The 21,073-nt window shown below is 66.3% G+C and carries 19 protein-coding genes; 9 read left to right on the top strand and 10 right to left on the bottom strand.

All coding sequences use genetic code 11. The features are described from left to right. Positions 1–21 precede the first annotated feature (21 nt). Complete coding sequence (locus tag CXR42_RS03245) at positions 22–1,188, bottom strand: M20 aminoacylase family protein (RefSeq protein ID WP_103256059.1); 1,167 nt, start codon at positions 1,186–1,188, stop codon at positions 22–24. Between the two features lie 116 nt (positions 1,189–1,304). On the opposite strand from CXR42_RS03245, the gene CXR42_RS03240 reads away from it, so the two are divergent. Continuing rightward, positions 1,305–1,724: a GFA family protein gene (locus tag CXR42_RS03240; RefSeq protein WP_103256997.1), complete on the top strand. Its 420-nt coding sequence runs from the start codon at positions 1,305–1,307 to the stop codon at positions 1,722–1,724. A 19-nt stretch (positions 1,725–1,743) separates the two neighbouring features. Here CXR42_RS03240 and CXR42_RS03235 read toward each other — a convergent pair whose 3' ends face one another. Together CXR42_RS03235 and argE are read right to left on the bottom strand one after the other, a co-directional pair. After that, positions 1,744–3,087, bottom strand: a complete 1,344-nt coding sequence (locus CXR42_RS03235; protein WP_180995954.1) for an NAD(P)/FAD-dependent oxidoreductase — start codon at positions 3,085–3,087, stop codon at positions 1,744–1,746. Beyond that, positions 3,084–4,241 carry an acetylornithine deacetylase gene (gene argE, locus CXR42_RS03230; protein ID WP_103256057.1) on the bottom strand — a complete coding sequence of 386 codons (1,158 nt, stop codon included), beginning with the start codon at positions 4,239–4,241 and terminating at the stop codon, positions 3,084–3,086. Before argE ends, CXR42_RS03235 begins: the two co-directional genes overlap by 4 nt. A 252-nt stretch (positions 4,242–4,493) precedes the next feature. Between argE and CXR42_RS03225 the strand changes: the two genes are divergently transcribed. The 5 genes from CXR42_RS03225 to CXR42_RS03205 all read left to right on the top strand — a co-directional run bounded on the left by CXR42_RS03225 (position 4,494) and on the right by CXR42_RS03205 (position 10,268). After that, entirely contained in the window at positions 4,494–5,525 is a 1,032-nt protein-coding gene (locus CXR42_RS03225; protein ID WP_103256056.1) for an ABC transporter ATP-binding protein, read from the top strand. Further along, the gene (locus CXR42_RS03220; RefSeq protein ID WP_103256055.1) at positions 5,518–6,558 is read left to right on the top strand and encodes an ABC transporter ATP-binding protein; all 1,041 of its coding nucleotides are present in this window, start codon (positions 5,518–5,520) and stop codon (positions 6,556–6,558) included. Before CXR42_RS03225 ends, CXR42_RS03220 begins: the two co-directional genes overlap by 8 nt. Beyond that, complete coding sequence (locus CXR42_RS03215) at positions 6,555–8,258, top strand: peptide ABC transporter substrate-binding protein (RefSeq protein ID WP_103256054.1); 1,704 nt, start codon at positions 6,555–6,557, stop codon at positions 8,256–8,258. The genes CXR42_RS03220 and CXR42_RS03215 overlap by 4 nt, the downstream gene beginning before the upstream one ends. A gap of 71 nt (positions 8,259–8,329) precedes the next feature. Then, positions 8,330–9,337 (top strand): ABC transporter permease, encoded by a 1,008-nt coding sequence (locus CXR42_RS03210; protein WP_103256053.1) that lies wholly within the window; start codon positions 8,330–8,332, stop codon positions 9,335–9,337. After that, on the top strand, positions 9,330–10,268 hold the full coding sequence (locus CXR42_RS03205) for an ABC transporter permease (RefSeq protein ID WP_103256052.1): 939 nt from the start codon (positions 9,330–9,332) through the stop codon (positions 10,266–10,268). The genes CXR42_RS03210 and CXR42_RS03205 overlap by 8 nt, the downstream gene beginning before the upstream one ends. 39 nt (positions 10,269–10,307) lie before the next feature. On the opposite strand, the gene CXR42_RS03200 is transcribed toward CXR42_RS03205, so the two are convergent. The 4 genes from CXR42_RS03200 to CXR42_RS03185 all read right to left on the bottom strand — a co-directional run bounded on the left by CXR42_RS03200 (position 10,308) and on the right by CXR42_RS03185 (position 15,456). Further along, a complete protein-coding gene (locus CXR42_RS03200) occupies positions 10,308–11,588 on the bottom strand; it encodes a DUF3422 family protein (protein WP_103256051.1) in 1,281 nt (426 codons plus the stop codon). Positions 11,589–11,877: 289 nt separating this feature from the next. Then, a complete protein-coding gene (locus CXR42_RS03195; RefSeq protein WP_103256050.1) occupies positions 11,878–13,311 on the bottom strand; it encodes an NAD(P)(+) transhydrogenase (Re/Si-specific) subunit beta in 1,434 nt (477 codons plus the stop codon). Positions 13,312–13,321: 10 nt separating this feature from the next. Continuing rightward, entirely contained in the window at positions 13,322–14,893 is a 1,572-nt protein-coding gene (locus CXR42_RS03190) for a Re/Si-specific NAD(P)(+) transhydrogenase subunit alpha (protein ID WP_103256049.1), read from the bottom strand. A gap of 101 nt (positions 14,894–14,994) precedes the next feature. After that, positions 14,995–15,456 (bottom strand): methyltransferase family protein, encoded by a 462-nt coding sequence (locus CXR42_RS03185; RefSeq protein WP_245875325.1) that lies wholly within the window; start codon positions 15,454–15,456, stop codon positions 14,995–14,997. A gap of 99 nt (positions 15,457–15,555) precedes the next feature. Between CXR42_RS03185 and kynU the strand changes: the two genes are divergently transcribed. From kynU to CXR42_RS03170, 3 genes are all read left to right on the top strand, one after another. After that, positions 15,556–16,752, top strand: coding sequence for a kynureninase (kynU, locus tag CXR42_RS03180; RefSeq protein WP_103256048.1), 1,197 nt, complete (start codon positions 15,556–15,558; stop codon positions 16,750–16,752). After that, entirely contained in the window at positions 16,752–17,144 is a 393-nt protein-coding gene (locus CXR42_RS03175; RefSeq protein ID WP_103256047.1) for a RidA family protein, read from the top strand. The genes kynU and CXR42_RS03175 overlap by 1 nt, the downstream gene beginning before the upstream one ends. A 192-nt stretch (positions 17,145–17,336) precedes the next feature. Further along, positions 17,337–18,269 carry a L,D-transpeptidase gene (locus tag CXR42_RS03170; protein ID WP_103256046.1) on the top strand — a complete coding sequence of 311 codons (933 nt, stop codon included), beginning with the start codon at positions 17,337–17,339 and terminating at the stop codon, positions 18,267–18,269. Positions 18,270–18,332: 63 nt separating this feature from the next. On the opposite strand, the gene CXR42_RS03165 is transcribed toward CXR42_RS03170, so the two are convergent. From CXR42_RS03165 to CXR42_RS03155, 3 genes are all read right to left on the bottom strand, one after another. Continuing rightward, positions 18,333–19,016, bottom strand: a complete 684-nt coding sequence (locus CXR42_RS03165; RefSeq protein WP_103256045.1) for a D-lyxose/D-mannose family sugar isomerase — start codon at positions 19,014–19,016, stop codon at positions 18,333–18,335. Between the two features lie 113 nt (positions 19,017–19,129). Continuing rightward, complete coding sequence (locus tag CXR42_RS03160; protein ID WP_103256044.1) at positions 19,130–19,357, bottom strand: N-(5'-phosphoribosyl)anthranilate isomerase; 228 nt, start codon at positions 19,355–19,357, stop codon at positions 19,130–19,132. Positions 19,358–19,392: 35 nt separating this feature from the next. Next, complete coding sequence (locus tag CXR42_RS03155) at positions 19,393–20,934, bottom strand: helicase HerA-like domain-containing protein (protein WP_103256043.1); 1,542 nt, start codon at positions 20,932–20,934, stop codon at positions 19,393–19,395. Positions 20,935–21,073: the final 139 nt, after the last annotated feature.

Raw genomic sequence — 21,073 nt, 5'->3', positions numbered from 1 at the left:
CGGCACCCGGCTGGTCAATGCTCAGGCGGCGGGCATCCGCGCTTCGGCCATGCCGGCATACCAGCTGGCGCCGAAGGGAATGGCGTTGTCGTCGAAGTTGTAGGCCGGATGATGAACCATCGCGGTGTCGCCATTGCCCAGGAAGATATAGGCGCCGGGGCGTTCGTTCAGCATATAGCTGAAATCTTCGGCCCCCATCAGTGGCGGGGTATTGGTGTCCACCTGCCCCGAGACCTGCTGCGCCACCTCGGCGGCAAAGCCGGTATGGTCGGGGGCATTGATCGTGACCGGATAGCCGCGGCTGTAGTGGACCTCGGCCCGCGCCCCAAGCGCAAGCGCCGTGCCCTCGACCACCTGCGCCAGCCGCGTCTCGACAAAGTCTTGCACCTTGGGGTCCAGGGTGCGGACCGTGCCCTTCATCTTCACCACTTGCGGGATCACGTTATGCGCCGTGCTGTCGGTCTCGACCGTGCAGACCGAGACGACGACCTGCTTCATCGGGTCCACGTTGCGGCTGGCGATGGTCTGGATCGCGACGATGATATGCGCGGCGACGACCGTGGTGTCGATGCAGTCATGCGGCTTGGCGGCGTGGCCGCCCTTCCCCGTCACCACGATCTCGAACTGGTCGGCCGCCGCCATCATCGGCCCGGGCCGGATCGCGAAATGACCGACCGGGATACCGGGCATGTTGTGCATCCCGTAGACCTCGTCGATCTTCCAGCGGCTGATCAGCCCGTCCTGCACCATCTCGCGGCCGCCGCCGCCGCCCTCTTCTGCCGGCTGGAAGATGCAGACGACCGTGCCGTCAAAGTTCCGCGTCTCGGCCAGATAGCGCGCCGCGCCCAGAAGCATCGCGGTATGCCCGTCGTGGCCGCAGGCATGCATCTTGCCCGGGGTTTTCGAGGCATAGGGCACCCCCGTCTGCTCCTTGATCGGCAGGGCGTCCATGTCGGCGCGCAACCCGATCACCCGGCCCTTGCTGTCGGACTTGCCCTTGATCACCGCCACGACGCCGGTGCGGCCAATGCCCTCCACCACCTCGTCACAGCCAAAGCTGCGGCACAACTCAGCCACCTTCGCGGCGGTGCGATGGACCTCGAACAGCAGTTCGGGATGCTCATGGAAGTCGCGCCGCCAGGCGGTGATTTCGGGCAGAAGCTCGGCGAAACGGTTCTTTACGGGCATGTCATGTCTCCTTTGCTTCGGAACCTGATCCTTCCCGGCCGGTTCGGCAAGGGGGAAGCCGAAGCTTGCAGGCGGAACGGACACGCGCAAGGATGGACATAGGACCGGAGGGACCGATGGCCGCGACGTTAAGGGGAAGCTGCCTCTGCGGGCAGACAAGCTATGAGGTCGAGGACGCCTTCGACTATGCGATGAACTGCCATTGCGGCCAGTGCCGGCGCACCACCGGCTCTGCGTTCAAGCCGATGGGCGGCATCCCGATCGGCAAGCTGCGCCTGACGGCAGGGGCAGACGATTTGCTGTCCTACGGCAAGGGCGACATCCGCGATGTGCATTGCGGGCGTTGCGGCTCACTGCTCTATTCCATCGTGCGTGAGGGGGCCTGGGCGCATGTCGCCTATGGCACGCTGATCGACCCACCCAGCCTGGCGCCGCAGGAACATATCTTCGCTGCCGACCGCGCGCCCTGGGCACCGATCACCGACGGTCTGCCGCAATGGGCCGGCCATTCCGGGGAAAGCGCGCGGCTGGACTGAGGGGCTTTCCGCTTTCTGGTCAAAGGCTCGGCCCCGGCGCGATCTTCGTGCCATCGCTGAACCGCGCGAAACGGAAGCGTGACAGGTCATGCCCGACATGCCCCCCCGTCACCAGGTCCGCCACCACCCGCCCCATGCCGGGACCGATGCCGAACCCATGCCCGCTCATTCCCGTGGCGATGGTCAGGCCGGCGATCGGCCCATGATCCACGATCGGCACCACATCCGGCAGCGTATCGATCATCCCGCCCCAGGCCGCCTTCAGCCGAGGCCGGCCCAGCGACGGGAAGGCCCGCGCGAAAGCGTCCTGCACGCGGCCCAGCGTCCGCAGGTTCGGCGCGGGGTTCAGGATGCGCGTCGCTTCGAAGGGGCTCGGCCCATCCTCGGCCCAGCGGCGCGGGGTGTACCAGGCGTCGGGAAAGCCCTTCGGTGCCATGGGGCGGAACCGGGCCGAGCGGAGGTCCTTCTTCAGGATCGGCAGATACAGGGAAAACGACCTGAACGCATCCGGGCCGATGAAGAAGTCATGCTCTGACCCGCCCGGCGCGATGGAATACCCGCCGTCGGCGCGGCGGCGGAAGGCAAAGTCGTCATCGGCGGCATTGCCGGGAAAGATTTCCGGCATCGGCTCGGTCGCCGCCACGCTGGCCAGCACCGAAAGCTGCGGGATGCGCACCCCATGCCGGCCCAGGAACAGCCGCGACCAGGCCCCCGCCGCGACAACCACCCGGTCGCAGGCCACCCGCCCCGCCTCGGTCACCACGCCCGCCACCTTTCCGGCCGCAATGTCCAGGGCGCGCACCGCGCAGCCCTCGCGGATCAGGACGCCCGCTTCCGTTGCCCGTGCCGCCAGCGCCGGGACCGCCGTCCAGGGCTCGGCCCGCGCATCCGAGGCGGTGTAAAGCGCGCCCTTCCACGGGGCGACCGCGCCTTTCAGCATGGCCAGGGTTTCGGCCCCGGTCAGAAGCCGCGTATCCAGTTGGTGCGCGCGGGAGTGTTCGGTCCAGGCCTCGAACCCCGCCATTTCGCGCTCGGTCTTGGCCAGGTACAAAACGCCGGTCTGCCGGAAGCCCAGGCTTTCCCCCATCTCGGCCGCCAGGCGGTTCCAGATCGCCAGACTTTCGACCATGATCGGCAATTCGCCCGGATCGCGGCCCTGCTGGCGGACCCAGCCCCAGTTGCGGCTGGATTGCTCGCCCGCGATGCGGCCCTTTTCCAGCACCAGGACCGACAATCCCTTCTGCCGCAGGAACCAGGCCGCCATCACTCCGATGACGCCCCCGCCGACAATCGCCACGTCGACCCGGTCGGGCAACGCTGCCGAAAAACGGACCGGCGAGGCCTCGGAAATCGGAAAGCTCACGCCAGCGCCTCCAGAAGGCGCTCCATGAACCGCTGCCCGGCCTGCCATTCGGAAAGCTCCAGATATTCGTCCGGCTGGTGCGCCTGGGCTATGTCGCCTGGGCCGCAGACCACGGCGGAATAGCCCGCGTCCTGGAACTGCCCGGCCTCGGTGCCGTAGCTGACGACGCCAGTCCGGTTGTCTCCGGTCAGGCGGCGGGCCAGGGCCTCGGCCTCGCCCTCGGTCTCGGGCTGCAGGCCGGGGACGCCGAAAAACTTCTCCAGATGGATGCCCGCCTCGGGCCGCACCGCCTGCATCGCGGCCGTCAACTCAGCCGCCTTTGCGACAAAGCGCGCTTCCCAGTCCGGGATCGACTCGCCCGGGACCACCCGCATCTCGACCGCAAAGCGGCAGTCGGCGGCGGTGATGTTGTGCGCGGTCCCGCCCTGGATCATGCCGACATGCAACGTGGTAAAGGGCGGATCAAAGCGCGCGGCCATCGGCGTCTGCGGCCGGGCCCGGATTTCCGCGTTCACCTCGTTCAGCCAGTCGATCAGCCGCGCGCCTTCCATGATCGCCGAAACGCCATAGGGCAGCAGCGAGGAATGGACCTCGAACCCCTTCACATGCACATGATAGCCGGTGCCGCCCTTGTGCCCGGTAATCACGCCCATCCGGCTTGGCTCGCCGATGATCGCGGCGCTGCCTTTCGGCACCACCTCCTGCATCGTGCGGATCATCGGCGGCGCGCCGGTGCAGCCGATCTCCTCGTCATAGGACAGCGCCAGTTGCAGCGGCCGCCGCACCCCGCGCGCCTGCGCCTCGACCAGCGCCCAGACCGCCAGCGCGACATATCCCTTCATGTCGCAGGTCCCGCGCCCGTAGAGCCGCCCGTCGCGTTCCGTCACCACCCAGGGGTCCGAGGTCCAGGCCTGCCCGTCCACCGGCACCACATCCGAATGGCCGGACAGAACCACCGCACCTTCCTCCCACGGGCCGGCATGGGCAATCAGTGCCGCTTTCTGCCGGTCCTCGTTCCAGTGCCGGAAGCAGCGGATGCCCTGCCCGGTCAGGTAGCCCTCCAGCCAATCGACCAGCGCCAGATTCGATCCGCGACTCACGGTCGGAAAGCTGACCAGCTGGTCAAGGATCTGACGCGACGTCAGTGCCTGCATTTTAGCCCCCAATCCCGCACGCAACATGTAGTGGCCACCCTCACCCCCGGCCGCAACACTGTCAATATCTGGCAGATTGCAGGGGCGATCCGGCAGAATGACGGCGATGACCAGTGGAATCGCGCAGCGAAACAGGATTGATAGAGGGCGGAAAATCGGAAACAGTTGGCCCAAGATCGGGGCTGCGCCACGGCTTCCGGCTAAAAAGACCTAAGAATAACAACAACTAAGAAACGACGCGGGGAGTTTTGAATGGCCGATGGGGCCGCGCCTGTCCTTGATGTCAAGGGCCTTCGCACCGTATTCCGCACCCGCGGCGGCGAGATCCATGCCGTCAACGACGTCAGCTTCCACCTGAACCGGGGAGAGCTTCTGGGCGTCGTCGGCGAAAGCGGGTCGGGCAAGTCCGTCACCATGATGTCGCTGATCGGGCTTCTGCCCTCGCCCCCGGCCGAGATCCGGGGCGGGCAGGTGCTGCTGGACGGGCGCGACCTCTTGCAGCTGGACGACAAGGGCCTGCAAGAGGTGCGCGGCGCCAAGGTCGGTTTCGTGTTCCAGGACCCGATGACCAGCCTGAACCCGGTCTTTACCCTGGGCGACCAGCTGATGGAGCCATTGCGCAAGCACATGGGCCTGGACAAGACGGCCGCCGCCAACCGCGCCGTCGAACTTCTGGAGCTGGTCGGCATCCCCGACGCGCGCCGCCGGCTCAAGGCCTATCCGCACCAGTTTTCCGGCGGCATGCGCCAGCGGGTGATGATCGCCATCGCGCTGGCCTGCGACCCCGACGTGCTGATCGCCGACGAACCGACCACCGCGCTGGACGTGACCATCCAGGCCCAGATCCTGGAACTGGTGAAGGAACTTCGCCAGAAGCTGGGCATGGCGATCATCTGGATCACCCATGACCTTGGCGTGATCGCCGGAATAGCGGACCGGGTGATGGTGATGTACGGCGGCCAGGTCGTCGAACAGGCCCCGGTGCGCGAGTTGTTCGCCAACCCGCAGCACCCCTACACCCGTGCCCTGCTCAAGACGATCCCGGCCATCTCCGGCCCACGCGAGGACCGGCTCAAGGTCATCCAGGGCCAGCCGCCGATCCTGGCCGGCGCGCCAACCGCCTGCCCGTTCCGCGCCCGCTGCGAACACCGCCACGACCGCTGCGACCGCGAAAACCCGGCCCGCCGCGCGATCGACGGCCAGACCGTCGGCCAGGGCCATGACGTCGCCTGCCACTGGTCGGCCCCCGCCCCGGCCCCCCGCGCGGAGGCCGCCCATGCCTGAACCCCTGGTCAAGGTCGACGACCTGAAGATGCATTTCCCGATCTACACCGGGGTCTTTCGCCGCCACACCGGCGACGTAAAGGCGGTGGACGGGGTCAGCTTTTCCATCCTGCCGGGGGAGACCCTGGGCCTCGTCGGCGAATCCGGTTGCGGCAAGTCCACCGTGGGCCGTGCCCTGCTGCGGCTTTACGAACCCACCGCGGGCCGCGTGGTGATCGACGGCGACGATGTGGCCAGCCTTGGCCCCGAGGCGTTGCGCAAGAAGCGCCCGACGATGCAGATGGTGTTCCAGGACCCGCAGGCCAGCCTCAACCCCCGGATGACCTTGGCCCGCATCATTGGTGAGCCGTTGGACGAACACACCGACTGGCCCAAGGCGAAAAAGCTGGAGCGGGTCTACGAGCTGATGGATCAGGTCGGCCTCAACCGCCGCTTCGCCAACCGCTACCCGCATGAATTCAGCGGCGGCCAGCGCCAGCGCATCGGCATCGCCCGGGCGCTTGCCCTGAACCCCAAGTTCATCGTCTGCGACGAACCCATCGCCGCGCTGGACGTCTCGATCCAGGCGCAGGTCGTGAACCTGCTTGAGGATCTGCAGGAAAAGTTCGGCCTGACCTATCTTTTCATCAGCCACGACCTGTCGATGGTCCGCCACATCGCCGACCGCGTGGCGGTGATGTATCTGGGCCGGATCGCCGAACTGTCCCCCCGCGACGCGCTTTATGCCCGCCCCCTGCATCCCTATGCCGAGGCGCTGCTGTCGGCCGTGAACGAACCCGATCCGGTGCTGGCGCAGAACCGCAAGCGGATCATCCTCAAGGGCGACGTGCCCTCGCCCGCCAACCCGCCGCAGGGCTGCAACTTCTGCACCCGCTGCCCCAAGGTCTTTGACCGCTGCCGCGTGGAAAAACCGCAACTGCAAGAGGTGGAACCGGGCCGCTTCGTCGCCTGCCACCTGTTCGACAACACCGCCGCCGGATCAACCGGCGCACCCGAGGCTTTCGAGCGCAACCAACAAGGAGTGACGCAATGAAACTGAGAACCGCCCTGATGGGCGCCGTGGCGGCCCTGGGCCTGGCCCCGGCCGCCTTCGCCGAGCGCGGCGCCGACGGGCACGTCAACGTGCTGTATTGGCAAGCGCCCTCGATCCTGAACCCCTACCTGTCGTCCGGCACCAAGGACGTCGAAACCGCCTCGCTGATCCTTGAAGGCCTGGCCGGCTTTGACGAAAAGGGCGTGGTCATTCCCCGTCTGGTCGAGTCGGTCCCGACCGTCGAAAACGGCGGCATCACCGAAGACCTGACCCAGATCACCTGGAAGCTGAAGCCGGGTCTCCTGTGGTCGGATGGCACCCCCGTCACCTCGGCCGACGCCAAGTTCACCTGGGAATACTGCACCCATCCCGAAGGCGGCTGCGCCCAGGCTGCCCGCTATGAAGGCATCACCGCGATCGAGACCCCGGACGAGCTGACCATCGTCATCAAGTTCTCGGGCCCGAAGCCGAACCCCTACCAGGCCTTCGTCGGCGGCACCTCGCCCATCCTGCAGGCGGCGCAGTTCGCCAACTGCCTGGGTGCTGCGGCCTCGACCTGCTCGGACCAGAACTTCAAGCCGATCGGCACCGGCCCGTTCATGGTCAAGGACTTCAAGGTCAATGACGTGGTCGAACTGGAAGCCAACCCGAACTACCGCGACCCGGCCAAACCGGCATTTGCGACGATGACGGTGAAGGGCGGCGGCGACGCCCAGGCGGCCGCGCGTGCGGTTCTGGAAACCGGCGAGTTCGACTATGCCTGGAACACCCAGATCAACCCGGAAATGCAGACCCAGATGGCTGCGGCCGGCAAGGGTGTTCTCTTGAACGGCTTCGGCACGCTGGTCGAGCGGATCGAGATGAACATGACCAACCCCGACCCGAACCTGCCGGAAGGCGAGCGGTCGACGGTCAAGCACCCGCACCCGTTCCTGTCCGACATCAACGTCCGCAAGGCGCTGTCGATGGCCATCGACCGCCAGGTTCTGGTTGACGTGGGCTATGGCGCCGCCGGCCGCGCGACCTGCAACCTGGTCCCGGCGCCGGAAATGTTCGCCAGCCCGAACACCGACTGCCTGACGCAGGACGTGGAAGGCGCGAAGGCCCTGCTGGAAGAATCCGGCTGGGTTGACAGCGACGGCGACGGTGTCCGCGAAAAGGACGGGATGAAGCTGAAGGTCCTGTACCAGACCTCGGTCAACCCGGTCCGCCAGGACTTCCAGGCGATCATCAAGTCGTTCTGGAACGAAATCGGCGTGGAAGTCGAACTGAAGCAGGTCGACGCCTCGGTGTTCTTCGGCGGTGACGCGGCTTCGCCCGACACCTTCCAGAAGTTCTATGCCGACGTCGAGATGTACGCCAACAACTTCGACGGCACCGACCCGGAACCCTACCTGGCGCAGTACAAGTGCGACAAGATCCCGGGCCCGGAAAACCAGTGGCAGGGCGAGAACATCAACCGCTTCTGCGACCCGGCCTATGACGCGCTGGTGGACGAGCTGTCCAAGACCGCCGACATGGCCAAGCGCGCCGAGATCGCCATCCGCCTGAACGAGATGCTGACCAAGGACAGCTACGTCGTCGTGCCGCTGGTCGACCGTGGCCGTCTGTCGGCCGCCTCGAACACGCTGGGCGGCGTGGTGCTGAACACCTGGGACACCGAGCTGTGGAACGCCCAGGACTGGTTCCGCATCAAGTAAGTCTCTGATCTTCAGGGTGTCCGCCGCTTGGCGGGCACCCTACCCTTCCTCCCCAGCAGACAGGCCCGCCCATGTTGACCTACACGCTCCGGCGCTTGCTGGTCGCGATCCCGACGCTCCTGCTCATCAGCCTCGTGATCTTCCTTCTGGTCGATCTCGCGCCCGGCAGTCCCGCGTCCGAAATCCCGCTGACCGTGCCGCCCGAGGTCAAGGCCAAGATGATCGAAGCCATGGGCATCAATGAGCCTGTGCATATCCGCTATCTCTTGTGGCTGAAGCAGTTCTTCTGGACCGAGCCGCTCTATGCCATCGACGCGGCCTTCGGCACCAATTACGCCGACGGCGCCCCGCGCATCATCTCTTATTCCTCCAAGGTCCCGGTGATGGACTATATCGGCGAGCGTCTGCCCCAGACGCTGATCGTGATCGGCACCGCCTATGTCGTCGCCATCCTGATCGCGCTGCCCATCGGCATCTACTCCGCCTATCGCCAGTATTCCTGGTTCGACCAGGTCGGCACCTTCGTCTCGATGGTCGGCTACTCGGTCCCGACCTTCTTCACCGGCCTCCTTGCCATCATCATCTTCACCACCTGGCTGGGCTGGTTCCCCTCGATCTACAACACCTCGCTCGAGGTCGTGGATTGGGAAACCTTCAAGCAGCAGGTCCGGCAGATGTTCCTGCCCGTCGCCGTGCTGGCCCTTTTCAACGCCGCCGAACTCAGCCGCTACACCCGCTCGGCGATGCTGGAAAACCTCAGTCAGGACTATGCCCGCACCGCCCGCGCCAAGGGGCTAAGCGAGCGGACCGTGGTCCTGAAACACGTCCTGCGCAACTCGATGATCCCAGTGATCACCGTCATCACCCTGGGCCTGCCCGCCGTCTTTGCCGGCGCTATCGTCACCGAACAGGTGTTCAAGATCAATGGCATCGGGGCGGCGCTGATCGGCGCGATCCATGTCAACGACCTGCCCGTGGTGCAGACCATCGCCTTCATCACCGCGATCCTGATCGTCCTTTTCAACCTGGTTGCCGACATCCTGTACGGCATCCTCGACCCCCGGATCCGCTATGACTGACGCCACCGCCGCGCCCGCCATCCTTGACCGAGAAGACGCCCCGCGCAGCCTGTGGCGCGATGTCTGGGACCAGTTCCGCATGCATCGCGGGGCCACGATCGGCCTCTGGGTCCTGGCCTCGCTCCTGATCTTCGTGCTGATCGGTCCGCTCTTCTGGACGGCCGAGCCGATCAAGGTGAACCCGAACACCGCCGAGATGTTCAAGTCGCGGAACCTCTCGCCCTCCTGGTCGAACCCGCTGGGCACCGACCAGGTCGGCCGCGACATCATGGCCCGGCTGATGCTGGGCGGGAAGGTCAGCCTTGCGGTCGGCTTTGTCGCCATGGCCGTCGCGGTGTTCCTTGGCACGCTGATCGGCCTCCTTTCCGGCTACTTCCGCCGGCTGGACGGCGCGCTGATGCGCCTGACCGACCTTTTCCTGTCGCTGCCGCTTCTGCCGCTGATCCTGGTCCTGACCTTCCTCTACGGCCCCGCGCTGAAAGAGGCGTTCGGCCCGAACCTTGGGACCTTCTTCATCCTGATCATGGCCATTGGCCTGACCTCCTGGATGCATGTCGCCCGCATCGTGCGCGGCCAGGTCCTGGCGGTGAAAGAGCGTGAGTTCGTACTGGCCGCCCGTTCGATCGGCACGCCGGCGCGCCGGATCATCAGCCGGCACATCCTGCCGAACGTGCTGGCTCCGGTCATGGTCGCCGCAGCCCTTGGCGTGGCCAACGCGATCATCACCGAATCCGTGGTCTCCTTCCTGGGCCAGGGCTTCCAGTCGGACTTCTCGACCTGGGGCTCGATGCTGAACTCGGCCTATTACAACCAGACCTATCCGATGCAGATGGTCTGGCCGGGGCTGGCGATCAGCCTGACCGTGCTGTCGGTCAACTATGTCGGCGACGGCTTGCGCGACGCGCTCGACCCGCGCATTCGGGGGCGGTAAGCCCCCGATCTTTCGCAGAAAGATCGTCGTCCGGCCGGTCTAGTGCAGGTGGTTGCGGATGCGCCGCACCATCAGCCAGACGCCCAGCACCACCACCGGCACCAGCCCGGCCAGCAGCGCGCCGTGACTGACATGGAAGCGGTGCGCCAGGGGCTCCAGCAGATAGGCCGCCAGGTTCACCGCATAGTAGCTGATCGCCACCGTCGACAGCCCCTCGACCGTGCGCTGCAACCGCAGTTGCAGGTCCGCGCGCCGGTCCATGCTCTCCAGCAGCTTCTGGTTCTGCGCCGACCGTTCCACATCCACCCGCGTGCGCAACAGTTCCGCCGCGCGTTCCGCCCGCTCGGCCATCGCCTTCAGCCGGCTTTCCGCAGATTTCACCGTCCGCATCGCGGGATCATACCGGCGCATCATGAACTCGCCAAAGGTCTGCCGCCCCTCGATCCGCTGCTCGCGCAGGACCTCGATCCGCTGGCTGACAATCGCCTCATAGGCCGCTGTCGCCCCGAACCGGAACGAGAACTGCACCGCCAGGCTCTCCAACTCGGCCGAGATCGTCAGCAGGTTGTGCAGCGCCGTCTCGGGCGCCGGTTCGGCATTGTCCAGCCCCGAGACCAGCGCCGAAAGCTGCGGATCCAGCGCATTCAGCCGCGCGCCCAGGTCGCGCGCCCGCATCAGGCCCAGCATCGACATGGCGCGGTAGGTCTCGATCTCGCACAGCCGCTGCACGATCCGCCCCACCCGGCGCGGCCCGGTGCCGGGGGCGACAAAGACCGCAAAGCGCATGTGCCCCGCCGGATCGATGCGGAAATCGCCCGCCACCACCGCCGCCCCGTCGACGACACGGCTGACCGCCAGGCTTTCCGGCACGAACCAGCCGTCCAGCCGGGCCAGCAATTCGGCCTCGGTCGCCGGCATCGTCTCGACCCGGATCAGGACCGAGGTCAGCCGCCTGCCCGGCGCGTGCGCCAGCCAGTCCTCGGGCAGGACTTCGGCCTCGGCCGGATCGAAGGGCCGGGCCGAGACGCCGCGCGTGAAGGCGGTATAGGTCACGAATTCGGTATGGCTTTCCCATTTCAACTCGGCCCGGCCGATGGGCCCCTGGAAATGCGTCGCCCCCGGTTGCGGATGCGCGCTGCCGTGGCGGTCAAGCAAGGAGAGCAGATGCGCCAGGTCCTTCGCCCGGTCCCGATTCTGGGCGTGGGCCGGTTCCTTGATCGCGACATAGACCGCCGTGGCCGGCACTTCGATGGCCGGAAAGGGCCGGGCGTGCAGTTCGTTGACGGTGGCATAGCGCAGCGGGTGGTCAGGGATCGGCATCTTGGCTCTCGCTAAGGGTTCGACGTGAGGTAGGTCGCCGCCGCGCGGCTTTCCAGAAAAATACCGGAATACAAGGGTATGCAGCCGATGTGTTGCCCAATCGCCGATCAGGACGGACGATTGGCGCAGCAGGCAAGGGCGGGATGAAAAGATCAGCAGAGCAGTTGGGTCGCAAATCCTAAGATTTCCCTAACGCCCGCGCCCAACGCCTTGATGTTGCAGGATATCCTGCGCCTGTCCACCGTGGACAGACTGGAAGGGTGGGCGAAACCGCCCACCCTACGCCCGTTCAGTCGATCATCGGCAGAAGGCTGTCCAGCGACTTCTTCGCGTCCCCGTAGAACATCCGGGTGTTTTCCTTGAAGAACAGCGGGTTTTCGATCCCGGAATACCCGGTCCCCTGCCCGCGCTTGCTGACAAACACCTGCTTCGCTTTCCAGCACTCCAGCACCGGCATCCCCGCAATGGGGCTGTTCGGGTCCTCTTGCGCGGCCGGGTTCACGATGTCGTTCGATCCGATGACGATGGCCACGTCCGTCTCGGGGAAGTCCTCGTTGATCTCGTCCATCTCCAGCACGATATCGTAGGGCACCTTCGCCTCGGCCAGAAGCACGTTCATGTGCCCCGGCAGACGCCCCGCCACGGGATGGATCGCGAAGCGGACGTTCTTCCCCTTGGCCCGCAGCTTGCGGGTCAGTTCGCTGACCGACTGCTGCGCCTGCGCCACCGCCATCCCGTAGCCCGGGATGATGATGATGCTGTCCGCATCGTTCAGCGCCGCTGCGACACCTTCGGCATCGATGGCGATCTGCTCGCCGGTGACTTCCATCGCCGGCCCCGTGGTGCCGCCGAAGCCGCCGAGGATCACGCTGATGAAGCTGCGGTTCATCGCCTTGCACATTATGTAGGACAGGATCGCACCCGAGGAGCCGACCAGCGCCCCGACCACGATCAGCAGGTCGTTGGACAGCGAGAAACCAATCGCCGCCGCCGCCCAGCCGGAATAGCTGTTCAGCATCGACACGACGACCGGCATGTCCGCCCCGCCGATCCCCATGATCAGGTGATAGCCGATGAACAAGGCCGCCAGCGTCATGCCGACCAGCGCCAGCGAGCTTCCGGACTGCAGATAGACGACCAGCAACACCAGCGACATGATCGCCGCCGCGGCGTTCAGCAGATGCCCACCCGGCAGCTTCTTCGCCTTGCCGTCCACTTTCCCGGCCAGCTTGCCGTAAGCAATGACTGACCCGGTGAAGGTCACCGCACCGATGAAGATCCCCAGGAAGGTCTCGACCCGCAGGATCGAGATCTCGACCCCGGTCTTGTGGGCCACGGTCGCGGCAAAGCCGGTCAGGGCCGCACGCGCCGCCTCGTCCATCGCAGCGACCCGCACCATCTCGATATGCGTGTTGAAACCGATGAACACCGCCGCAAGACCGACAAGGCTGTGCATCGCCGCGACCAACTGCGGCATCTCGGTCATCTGGACGCGCTGCGCGACGATCCAGCCGATGGCGCCGCCGCCCGCGATCAGCGCGACCGACAGCCACCAGAGGCCCGCACCGGGCCCATAGATCGTGGCCGCAACCGCCAGCGCCATGCCGACGATCCCGTACCAGACCGCGCGCTTGGCGCTTTCCTGGCCCGAAAGCCCCCCGAGCGAGAGGATGAACAGAACTGCCGCAACAACGTAGGCAGCCGTGGTGAATCCATATGCCATGTCTGCCCCCTTACGACTTCTGGAACATGGCAAGCATGCGCCGGGTGACCATGAAGCCACCGAAAATGTTGATCCCGGCCATGAACACCGACAATGCCGCCAGCAGGATCACCAGGAACGACCCCGAGCCGATCTGCATCAACGCGCCCAGGATGATGATCGACGAGATCGCGTTCGTCACCGCCATCAGCGGGGTGTGCAGGGAATGCGAGACGTTCCAGATCACCTGGAAGCCAACGAACACCGCCAGCACGAAGACGATGAAGTGACTCATGAAACTGGCCGGAGCGTATAGCCCCGCCAACAGCATCAGCCCGCCCCCGATGGCCAGAAGCCCGACCTGGTTGCGGGTCTGCGCCTTGAAGGCGGCAACCTCCTTCGCCCGGCGTTCTTCGGGCGTCAGCTCCTTGGCCTTTTCCTTCGGCTTCGCCGCCGCGATGGCCGCGATCTTCGGCGGTGGCGGCGGATAAGTGACCGCACCGACATGCGCCACGGTCGCGCCCCGGATCACGTCATCCTCCATGTTGTGCAGGATGACGCCATCCTTCTTCGGCGTCAGGTCGGTCAGCATGTGGCGGATGTTGGTCGAATACAGGGTCGAAGCCTGCGCCGCCATCCGGCTGGGGAAGTCAGTATAGCCGACGATGGTCACGCCATTGTCGGTCACGATCTTCTGGTCCGGCACCGTCAGGTCGCAGTTGCCGCCGCGTTCCGCCGCAAGGTCGACGATGACGCTACCCGGCTTCATCATCCGCACCATGTCCTCGGTCCACAGCTTCGGCGCCGGGCGACCCGGGATCAGGGCGGTGGTGATGACGATGTCCATCTCGGGCGCAAGTTCGCGGAACTTGGCCAGCTGCTTTTCCCGGAACTCGGGGGACGAGGGTGCAGCATAGCCACCCGTCGCCGCCCCGTCCTGGGCCTGCTCGAATTCAAGGAACACGAAGTTCGCGCCCATCGATTCAATCTGCTCGGCCACTTCCGGGCGCACGTCGAAGGCGTGGACGATGGCACCCAGGGACACGCTGGTCCCGATGGCCGCCAGACCCGCCACACCCGCACCGACGATCAGCACCTTGGCCGGGGGCACCTTGCCCGCCGCTGTCACCTGGCCGGTGAAGAAGCGGCCAAAGTTGTTCCCGGCCTCGATCACCGCGCGGTAACCCGCGATATTGGCCATCGAGGACAGCGCGTCCATCTTCTGCGCGCGGCTGATCCGTGGCACCATGTCCATCGCGACCACGGTCAGGTTCTTCTTCGCCGCCGTCTCCAGCAACTCCGGGTTCTGCGCCGGCCAGAAGAAGCTGATCAGCGTCTGGCCGTCCTGCATGGCGGAGAGTTCACCCGCCTCCGGGCCACGCACCTTGACGATCACATCCGCCGCCGCGACGACCGCCGCCGCGTCGGGCAGCACCTCGACCCCCGCAGCCGCATAGGCCGCGTCCGAGAACCCGGCCTTCGCCCCAGCCCCGGACTGGATGCAGGCGCTATGCCCAAGCTTGGCCAGCTGCACCGCCGAATCCGGCGTCATGGCCACCCGGTTCTCGCCCGGGAATACCTCTGTCAGTGCTCCGATCTTCACCTAAGTCCCCCGATCCTGCCCAAAGCCGGCATAAACTGTTCGCTGCACTTAACATTGCGCAACAATATTTCAAACCCTACTTTTTCCGCCGTGCAGCATGGTCATTTGCGACCCAGCCAGCGGCGGGTCCGCGCAGCCCAAAGATCGAACTCCGGCCCGAAGGCCAGGGTCAGCCGCGCCTCTTCGTCGCGAATGAAGCGGGTCTGGATCAGCCAGACGAAACTTGCGACCAAGGGCAGCGCCAGCACCGCATCCAGCCAAAGGATCGCACCCAGCAGGATCAGCGCATCGGCCAGATAGATCGGATTGCGCGACCAGCCAAAGACCCCGCCCGTCACCAGGGACGAGGGGTTGCGCCGGGGGATCACCGTGGTCCGCGCCCGTGCCATCTGAAAGACGGCCGCCAGCATCAGCGCGGCCCCAAGCGCAACCAGGCCCAGGCCCAGCCAATCCCCCGCCGCCCCGAACAGGGCGGGCGAAAGCAGCCCCAGGACCCAGGCCGCCAGCACATGCAGGGCAAGCCAACTGGGCGGAATGTCGATCTCGGTCAGGAACTTCGGCATCTTTGGCCCCCCGTCCCGATCCAACACCAGCCCGGCCCTGGGCGCAACCACTTGGCAAGCCGCCCCGAACCCCCGATAACACCGGGGAAGGAGACCGCCATGCCCATCGATTTCGCCGCCACCAAGGCCCAGTTTCACCTGCCGGAAGGCGTCGTCTACCTGGACGGCAACTCGCTTGGGCCCATGGTGCTGACCGCGCCGGCGCGGGTTGAAAGGGCGGTGACGCAGGAATGGGGCGAACTGCTGATCCGCGGCTGGAACAAGGCCGGCTGGATGGCGCAGCCCCGCGCCCTGGGCGACCGCATCGCGCGCCTGATCGGGGCCGAGGCCGGGACTGTCGTTCTGGGGGACACCCTGTCGATCAAGGTCTATCAGGCCCTCGCCTCGGCGCTGGAGATGAACCCCAAGCGCCGCGTGATCCTGTCCGACACCGGCAACTTCCCGTCCGACCTTTACATGGCAGAAGGGCTGTGCCGCACCCTGGGCGGCCAGTACCGCCTGAAAACCGTCGCCCCCGAAGAGGCGATGGCCGCCATCGACGATACCGTTGCCGTCGTCATGCTGACCGAGGTCGACTACCGCACCGGCCGCCGCCACCACATGGCCGACATCACCCGCCGCGCGCATGAGATGGGGGCGATCACCGTGTGGGACCTGGCCCACAGCGCCGGCGCGCTTCCGGTGGACCTGGCCGGCGCAAAGGCCGATTTCGCGGTGGGCTGCACCTACAAGTACCTGAACTCCGGTCCCGGCGGCCCGGCCTTCATCTACGTCGCCCCCCGCCATGCCGCAACCGCGCGCCCTGCCCTGTCCGGCTGGCTGGGCCATGAGGCCCCCTTCGCCTTCGACCTCTCCTACCGCCCCGGTCAGGGGATCGAGCGGATGCGCGTCGGCACCCCGCCCGTCTTGCAGATGGCCGCGCTGGAGGCAGCACTTGAGGTGTGGGAGGGGATCGACCTGGCAGAGGTTCACGCCCAATCCCTGCGCCTGCAGGACCAGTTCATCAGGGGCGTGGAAAGCCGCGCGCCGATGCTGCAACTGGCCACCCCTCGCTCGCACCAGATGCGCGGGTCGCAGGTCAGCTTCCGCCACCCCGAGGGCTATGCCATCATGCAGGCCCTGATCGCCGAGGGCGTGATCGGCGACTTCCGCGCGCCCGACATCCTGCGCTTCGGTTTCACGCCGCTTTACATCGACGAGGACGACGTCGCCCGCGCCGTAAGCGTGCTGGCCCGGATCATGGACTATGGCACCTGGGACAAGCCCGAGTTCAAGCAACGCGCGGCGGTGACCTGATGCTCCGGCGCTGGACCCCCGACACGATGCCGAAACCCGCCTCGCGCTACAGCCAACTCGCCCTGGCCGAAGGCGCGACACAGCGGTTGGAAATCTCGGGCCAGATCGGCATCCACCCCGACGGCACCCTGGCCGAGGGGCTGGCGGCGCAGCTGGACACCGCGCTTGCGAATGTCGACCGCGCGCTGGCAGCGGCCGGGATGGGGCGCGAGAACCTGATGAAGATCACCGTCTACCTGGTGCCGAACACGCCCGAGGCGGTGGCGACTTACCGCACCTGCCGCGATGCCTGGGTGGGCGATGCCGCACCCCCCGCCGCCACGCTGCTGATCGTCGCCGGCCTGGCCTCGCCCAGCCTTCTGGTCGAGGTCGATGCCGTCGCCGCCGGCTAGGGCCAAGGGCATTTGTGGCGGGAACCCGTGCTGAATCGGCAACGCATGCTTGGGATTCGCAAGGTTTTCACGCGCCCGTGATCACTCGCCGCCCCTGCCACGGTTTGACGCAGAGGCGGCGCTAAGCTACCGTCACGGAAAGTTTTCCCGGGGCTTGTCGGCCAGCGGGCTGCACGAAAGCGAGTTTTCCGAATGCGCCTTACCGTACCCGCCCTGGTCCGCAAGACCTCTGCCCTGGTCGCCCTTGCCGCTTTGGCGGCATGCGTCGACCCGACGCTCAGCACCTCGACCAGCCAACCCCTGCCCAAGACGGACGAGAATGTCTACGTCGCCAAGATGGATGCCGGGATCGAAATTCCCGCCCTGCCCGTCGACGAAATCCCCGAAACCCACCGCCGCCAGGTCGTCGCGTACGAGACCGACCAGCCCGTCGGCACGATCATCATCAACCCCAAGACCCGCCTGCTGTATTACGTCGTCGGCAAGAACAAGGCGATCCGCTACGGCATTTCCGTTGGCCGCGCCGGGTTCGAATGGTCGGGCGAGGCGATCGTCGCCGACAAGAAGCCCTGGCCGACCTGGACCCCCCCGCAAGAGATGATCGCCCGCGATCCGAAGCTGGCGAAATGGGCCAAGGGCCAGCCGGGCGGCCCGACCAACCCTCTGGGCGCGCGCGCGATCTACCTGACCTCGGGCGGCAAGGACTACGGCTACCGCATCCACGGCACGCCGGAGTGGAAATCGATCGGCCGCAATGCCTCGTCGGGCTGCATCCGCATGATCAACCAGGACGTGATGGACCTTTACGGTCGCCTCACGGGTGGCGAAAAGGTGATCGTGCTGACCGCCTCGGGCGAGATGCCGAAGGGCCTGTATATCCCGAAACCGCCCGCGCCGAAGGCCACCGCCAAGCCCAAGGCCGAGGTTGTCGTGCCAGCCGGTGCCGTGCCGGCGCTGAAGGTCCTGCCGCCGCCGACGATCACCGCGGCCCCGGCTGTCCCGGCTGCCGCGCCCGCGGTCGCGCCGGCAATTGCCCCGGCAAGCCCTGCGCCGGCTGCACCGGCCACGACCGCCCCGGTCTGCAAGACCGCACTTGTCAACGGCGCCTGCCCGCCCGAGAACTGAGGCAGCCTGCCGAAATGACAAAGGGGCGCCCCGCGGCGCCCCTTTTCAATTCCGGCTTTGGCGTCAGACCAGCCAGCGGTCGTAATCACTGACCAACAGATGCCAGGGGGCCTCGTCCTCCTCGATCTCGGCAAAGCGCCCGATCGGCTCGCGGAAGATGTTGTCGGTCAGGTCGTCGTTCACGGTCGAAACCTCACCGATCAGTACGTCGCCGCCCTCGCCCCAGAAGGCATGCCAGTCGCCCGGCATCAGCGTCACGCTTTCCCCCGGCGCAAAGCGCAGCTTCTCGCCCGGCTTGTAGGCCCGTTCGATCCCGTCGCAGCGCACCACGCCGCCCTTGTCACTGGCGAATTTGCCTTGGTCGTCGCTGCCATAAAGCTCCACCACCAGGGTCGCGCCGCCGCGGTTGATGATGTCCTCGGCCTTGATGACATGGGTGTGCATCGGGCTTAGCTGGTCCTGCCGGCTGATCAGCAGCTTTTCGGCATAGCACATGCCGCCGCCGCGCTGCAGGTCGGCCAGCCGCCCATTGCGCAGGGTGAACAGGAACAGCCCCATCTCGTCGAACCGGCCCTGGCCGTAATCGGTGATGTCCCACCCCATCCGCGTCTCGACGATGGCCCCGGCATCGGTGCGCGCCTTGAACTCATCCGGCGACCAATAGGCAAAGGGCGGCAGCACAAAGCCGTGGTGGCGAATCAGATCATCCGCCGCGCGCATGATGTCGTTGATACGTGAGCGTTTCATTCCATCCTCCCGGGAATCGTCCGGCCGAGGATGATCCGATTTCGCGCGCGCTGTCACCGGGCGGAACCGGAAACCGAACGGTTTCCGGCCCGATTTCCGGTCGGAAATCGGCGTCAGGTCAGCCGGCGGATCGGTTCGCGGTTGCAGAACACCACCAGTTGCCCGGCGTTTTCCACCACCGTGAACCCGCGCCGGCGCATTTCGGCAAGAAACGCCTCACGTCCGACGAAGCGGTCCACGTCCCGGGCATTGCGGCGGATCACCGCCCCGGTCGCGGCAGCTTGCGAGCTGAAAAGCTCGGTCAGGAACTGCTGCGAGGTGACGGGCTGCATCATCGACATGGCGTCGATCCTGATCTGCAGCGGTTAAGATCGCGTTACCTCTTGCCGAAGATCGACCCCAGGATGCCGCGGACCAGGGCTTGCCCCGACCGCGTGCCCAACTGGCGGGCAAAGCTTTTGGCAAAGGCCGTCCCGACCGAATCCGACCGGCTGCCCGAGCTGCGCTTGGGCTTTTCCTCGGCGTAGCCCTTGCCGTCATAGCGCCGGGCCCGCTCGAACTCGCGCTTGTCCTTGGCCGCCTGCTCTTCGGCCTCGGCCTCGCGCGCGGCAGCCTCGGCCCTGGCGCGCAGCTTTTCCCAGGCGCTTTCCCGGTCCAGGACCTGGTCGTATTTCCCCTGCACGGGCGACGATGCCATCACCGCCGCCCGGCCCGCCTCGTCAATCGGGCCAAGCTGGCTGGACGGCGGCCGCACCAGAGTGCGTTCGGCCACGCCGGGTATCCCCTTGGCCTCCAGCAGCGAGGTCACCGCCTCGCCGGTGCCGACATCGCGGATCGCCTCGTCGATGGCAAAGCGCGGGTTCGGCCGGTAGGTCTCGGCTGCCTTGGCCAGGTCCTTCTGGTCCTTGGCGGTAAAGGCCCGCAGCGCGTGCTGCACCCGGTTGCCCAACTGGCCCAGGATCGTGTCGGGCACGTCGGCCGGGTTCTGGGTGATGAAATAGACCCCCACCCCCTTTGACCGGATCAGCCGCGCCACCTGTTCCACCTTGGAAATCAGCGCCTTGGGGGCGTCGTCGAACAGCAGATGCGCCTCGTCAAAGAAGAACACCAGCTTCGGCTTGTCCGGGTCGCCCACCTCGGGCAGCGCCTCGAACAGTTCCGACAAAAGCCACAACAGGAAAGTCGCGTAAAGCCGGGGCGAGTTCATCAGCTTGTCCGCCGCAAGGATGCTGATCCGCCCCAGCCCTTCCGGCGTCACCGTCATCAGGTCGGCCAGGTCAAGCGCCGGCTCGCCGAACAGCGCCGCCGCGCCCTGGTTCTCCAGCACCAGAAGCCGCCGCTGGATCGCGCCCACCGATTCCTTCGAGACCAGCCCATAGCGACCCGAGATCTCTTCGGCGTTCTCGGCGACAAAGGTCAGCAACGCCTGCAGGTCCTTCAGGTCCAACAGCGCCAGCCCTTCTTCGTCGGACAGCCGGAAGGCCACGTTCAGCACGCCCTCCTGCGGCTCGCTCAACTCCAGCAGGCGCGACAACAGCAGCGGCCCCATCTCCTCGACCGTGGCGCGGACCGGGTGGCCCTTCTCGCCAAAGAGGTCCCAGAAAATGACCGGGAAAGCCCGATACTGCAGGTCCAGCCCGATCTGGGCCGCGCGTTTGGTAAACGGCTCGTGCAGCTTGTGGCTGGCCAGGCCAGTGGCCGCGATCCCCGACAGGTCGCCCTTCACGTCCGACAGAAAGACTGGAACCCCTGCGGCCGAAAAGCCTTCGGCCAGGATCTGCAGCGTCACCGTCTTGCCGGTGCCCGTCGCCCCGGCAATCAGCCCGTGGCGGTTGCCGTATTTCAGCAGCAGGCGCTGGGGGGTCCCATAACCCTCGCCACCGCCGCCCACGAAGATGCTGTCTGCCTGATCCGTCACATCCGCCCCCGTAACTCAACCTGGGCGGTCAGGCCGCCACTCGGAACCAACATACAAAATTAACCCACCGGTGCCAGACTGATCGCATCGGGTCGTGACTTGGGTTCGGTCCGATGGTGACTTCCTCCCTGTTGAACTG

Source organism: Tabrizicola aquatica (assembly GCF_002900975.1).
Lineage (GTDB): Bacteria > Pseudomonadota > Alphaproteobacteria > Rhodobacterales > Rhodobacteraceae > Tabrizicola > Tabrizicola aquatica.
This window is presented reverse-complemented; position numbering and strand designations above follow the sequence as displayed.

Coding starts and splice junctions, on each gene's coding strand:
- CXR42_RS03245 (WP_103256059.1), bottom strand. CDS start 1,188: ATGCCCGTAAAGAACCGTTTCGCCGAGCTTCTGCCCGAAATCACCGCC.
- CXR42_RS03240 (WP_103256997.1), top strand. CDS start 1,305: ATGGCCGCGACGTTAAGGGGAAGCTGCCTCTGCGGGCAGACAAGCTAT.
- argE (WP_103256057.1), bottom strand. CDS start 4,241: ATGCAGGCACTGACGTCGCGTCAGATCCTTGACCAGCTGGTCAGCTTT.
- CXR42_RS03225 (WP_103256056.1), top strand. CDS start 4,494: ATGGCCGATGGGGCCGCGCCTGTCCTTGATGTCAAGGGCCTTCGCACC.
- CXR42_RS03220 (WP_103256055.1), top strand. CDS start 5,518: ATGCCTGAACCCCTGGTCAAGGTCGACGACCTGAAGATGCATTTCCCG.
- CXR42_RS03215 (WP_103256054.1), top strand. CDS start 6,555: ATGAAACTGAGAACCGCCCTGATGGGCGCCGTGGCGGCCCTGGGCCTG.
- CXR42_RS03210 (WP_103256053.1), top strand. CDS start 8,330: ATGTTGACCTACACGCTCCGGCGCTTGCTGGTCGCGATCCCGACGCTC.
- CXR42_RS03205 (WP_103256052.1), top strand. CDS start 9,330: ATGACTGACGCCACCGCCGCGCCCGCCATCCTTGACCGAGAAGACGCC.
- CXR42_RS03200 (WP_103256051.1), bottom strand. CDS start 11,588: ATGCCGATCCCTGACCACCCGCTGCGCTATGCCACCGTCAACGAACTG.
- CXR42_RS03195 (WP_103256050.1), bottom strand. CDS start 13,311: ATGGCATATGGATTCACCACGGCTGCCTACGTTGTTGCGGCAGTTCTG.
- CXR42_RS03185 (WP_245875325.1), bottom strand. CDS start 15,456: ATGCCGAAGTTCCTGACCGAGATCGACATTCCGCCCAGTTGGCTTGCC.
- kynU (WP_103256048.1), top strand. CDS start 15,556: ATGCCCATCGATTTCGCCGCCACCAAGGCCCAGTTTCACCTGCCGGAA.
- CXR42_RS03175 (WP_103256047.1), top strand. CDS start 16,752: ATGCTCCGGCGCTGGACCCCCGACACGATGCCGAAACCCGCCTCGCGC.
- CXR42_RS03170 (WP_103256046.1), top strand. CDS start 17,337: ATGCGCCTTACCGTACCCGCCCTGGTCCGCAAGACCTCTGCCCTGGTC.
- CXR42_RS03165 (WP_103256045.1), bottom strand. CDS start 19,016: ATGAAACGCTCACGTATCAACGACATCATGCGCGCGGCGGATGATCTG.
- CXR42_RS03160 (WP_103256044.1), bottom strand. CDS start 19,357: ATGTCGATGATGCAGCCCGTCACCTCGCAGCAGTTCCTGACCGAGCTT.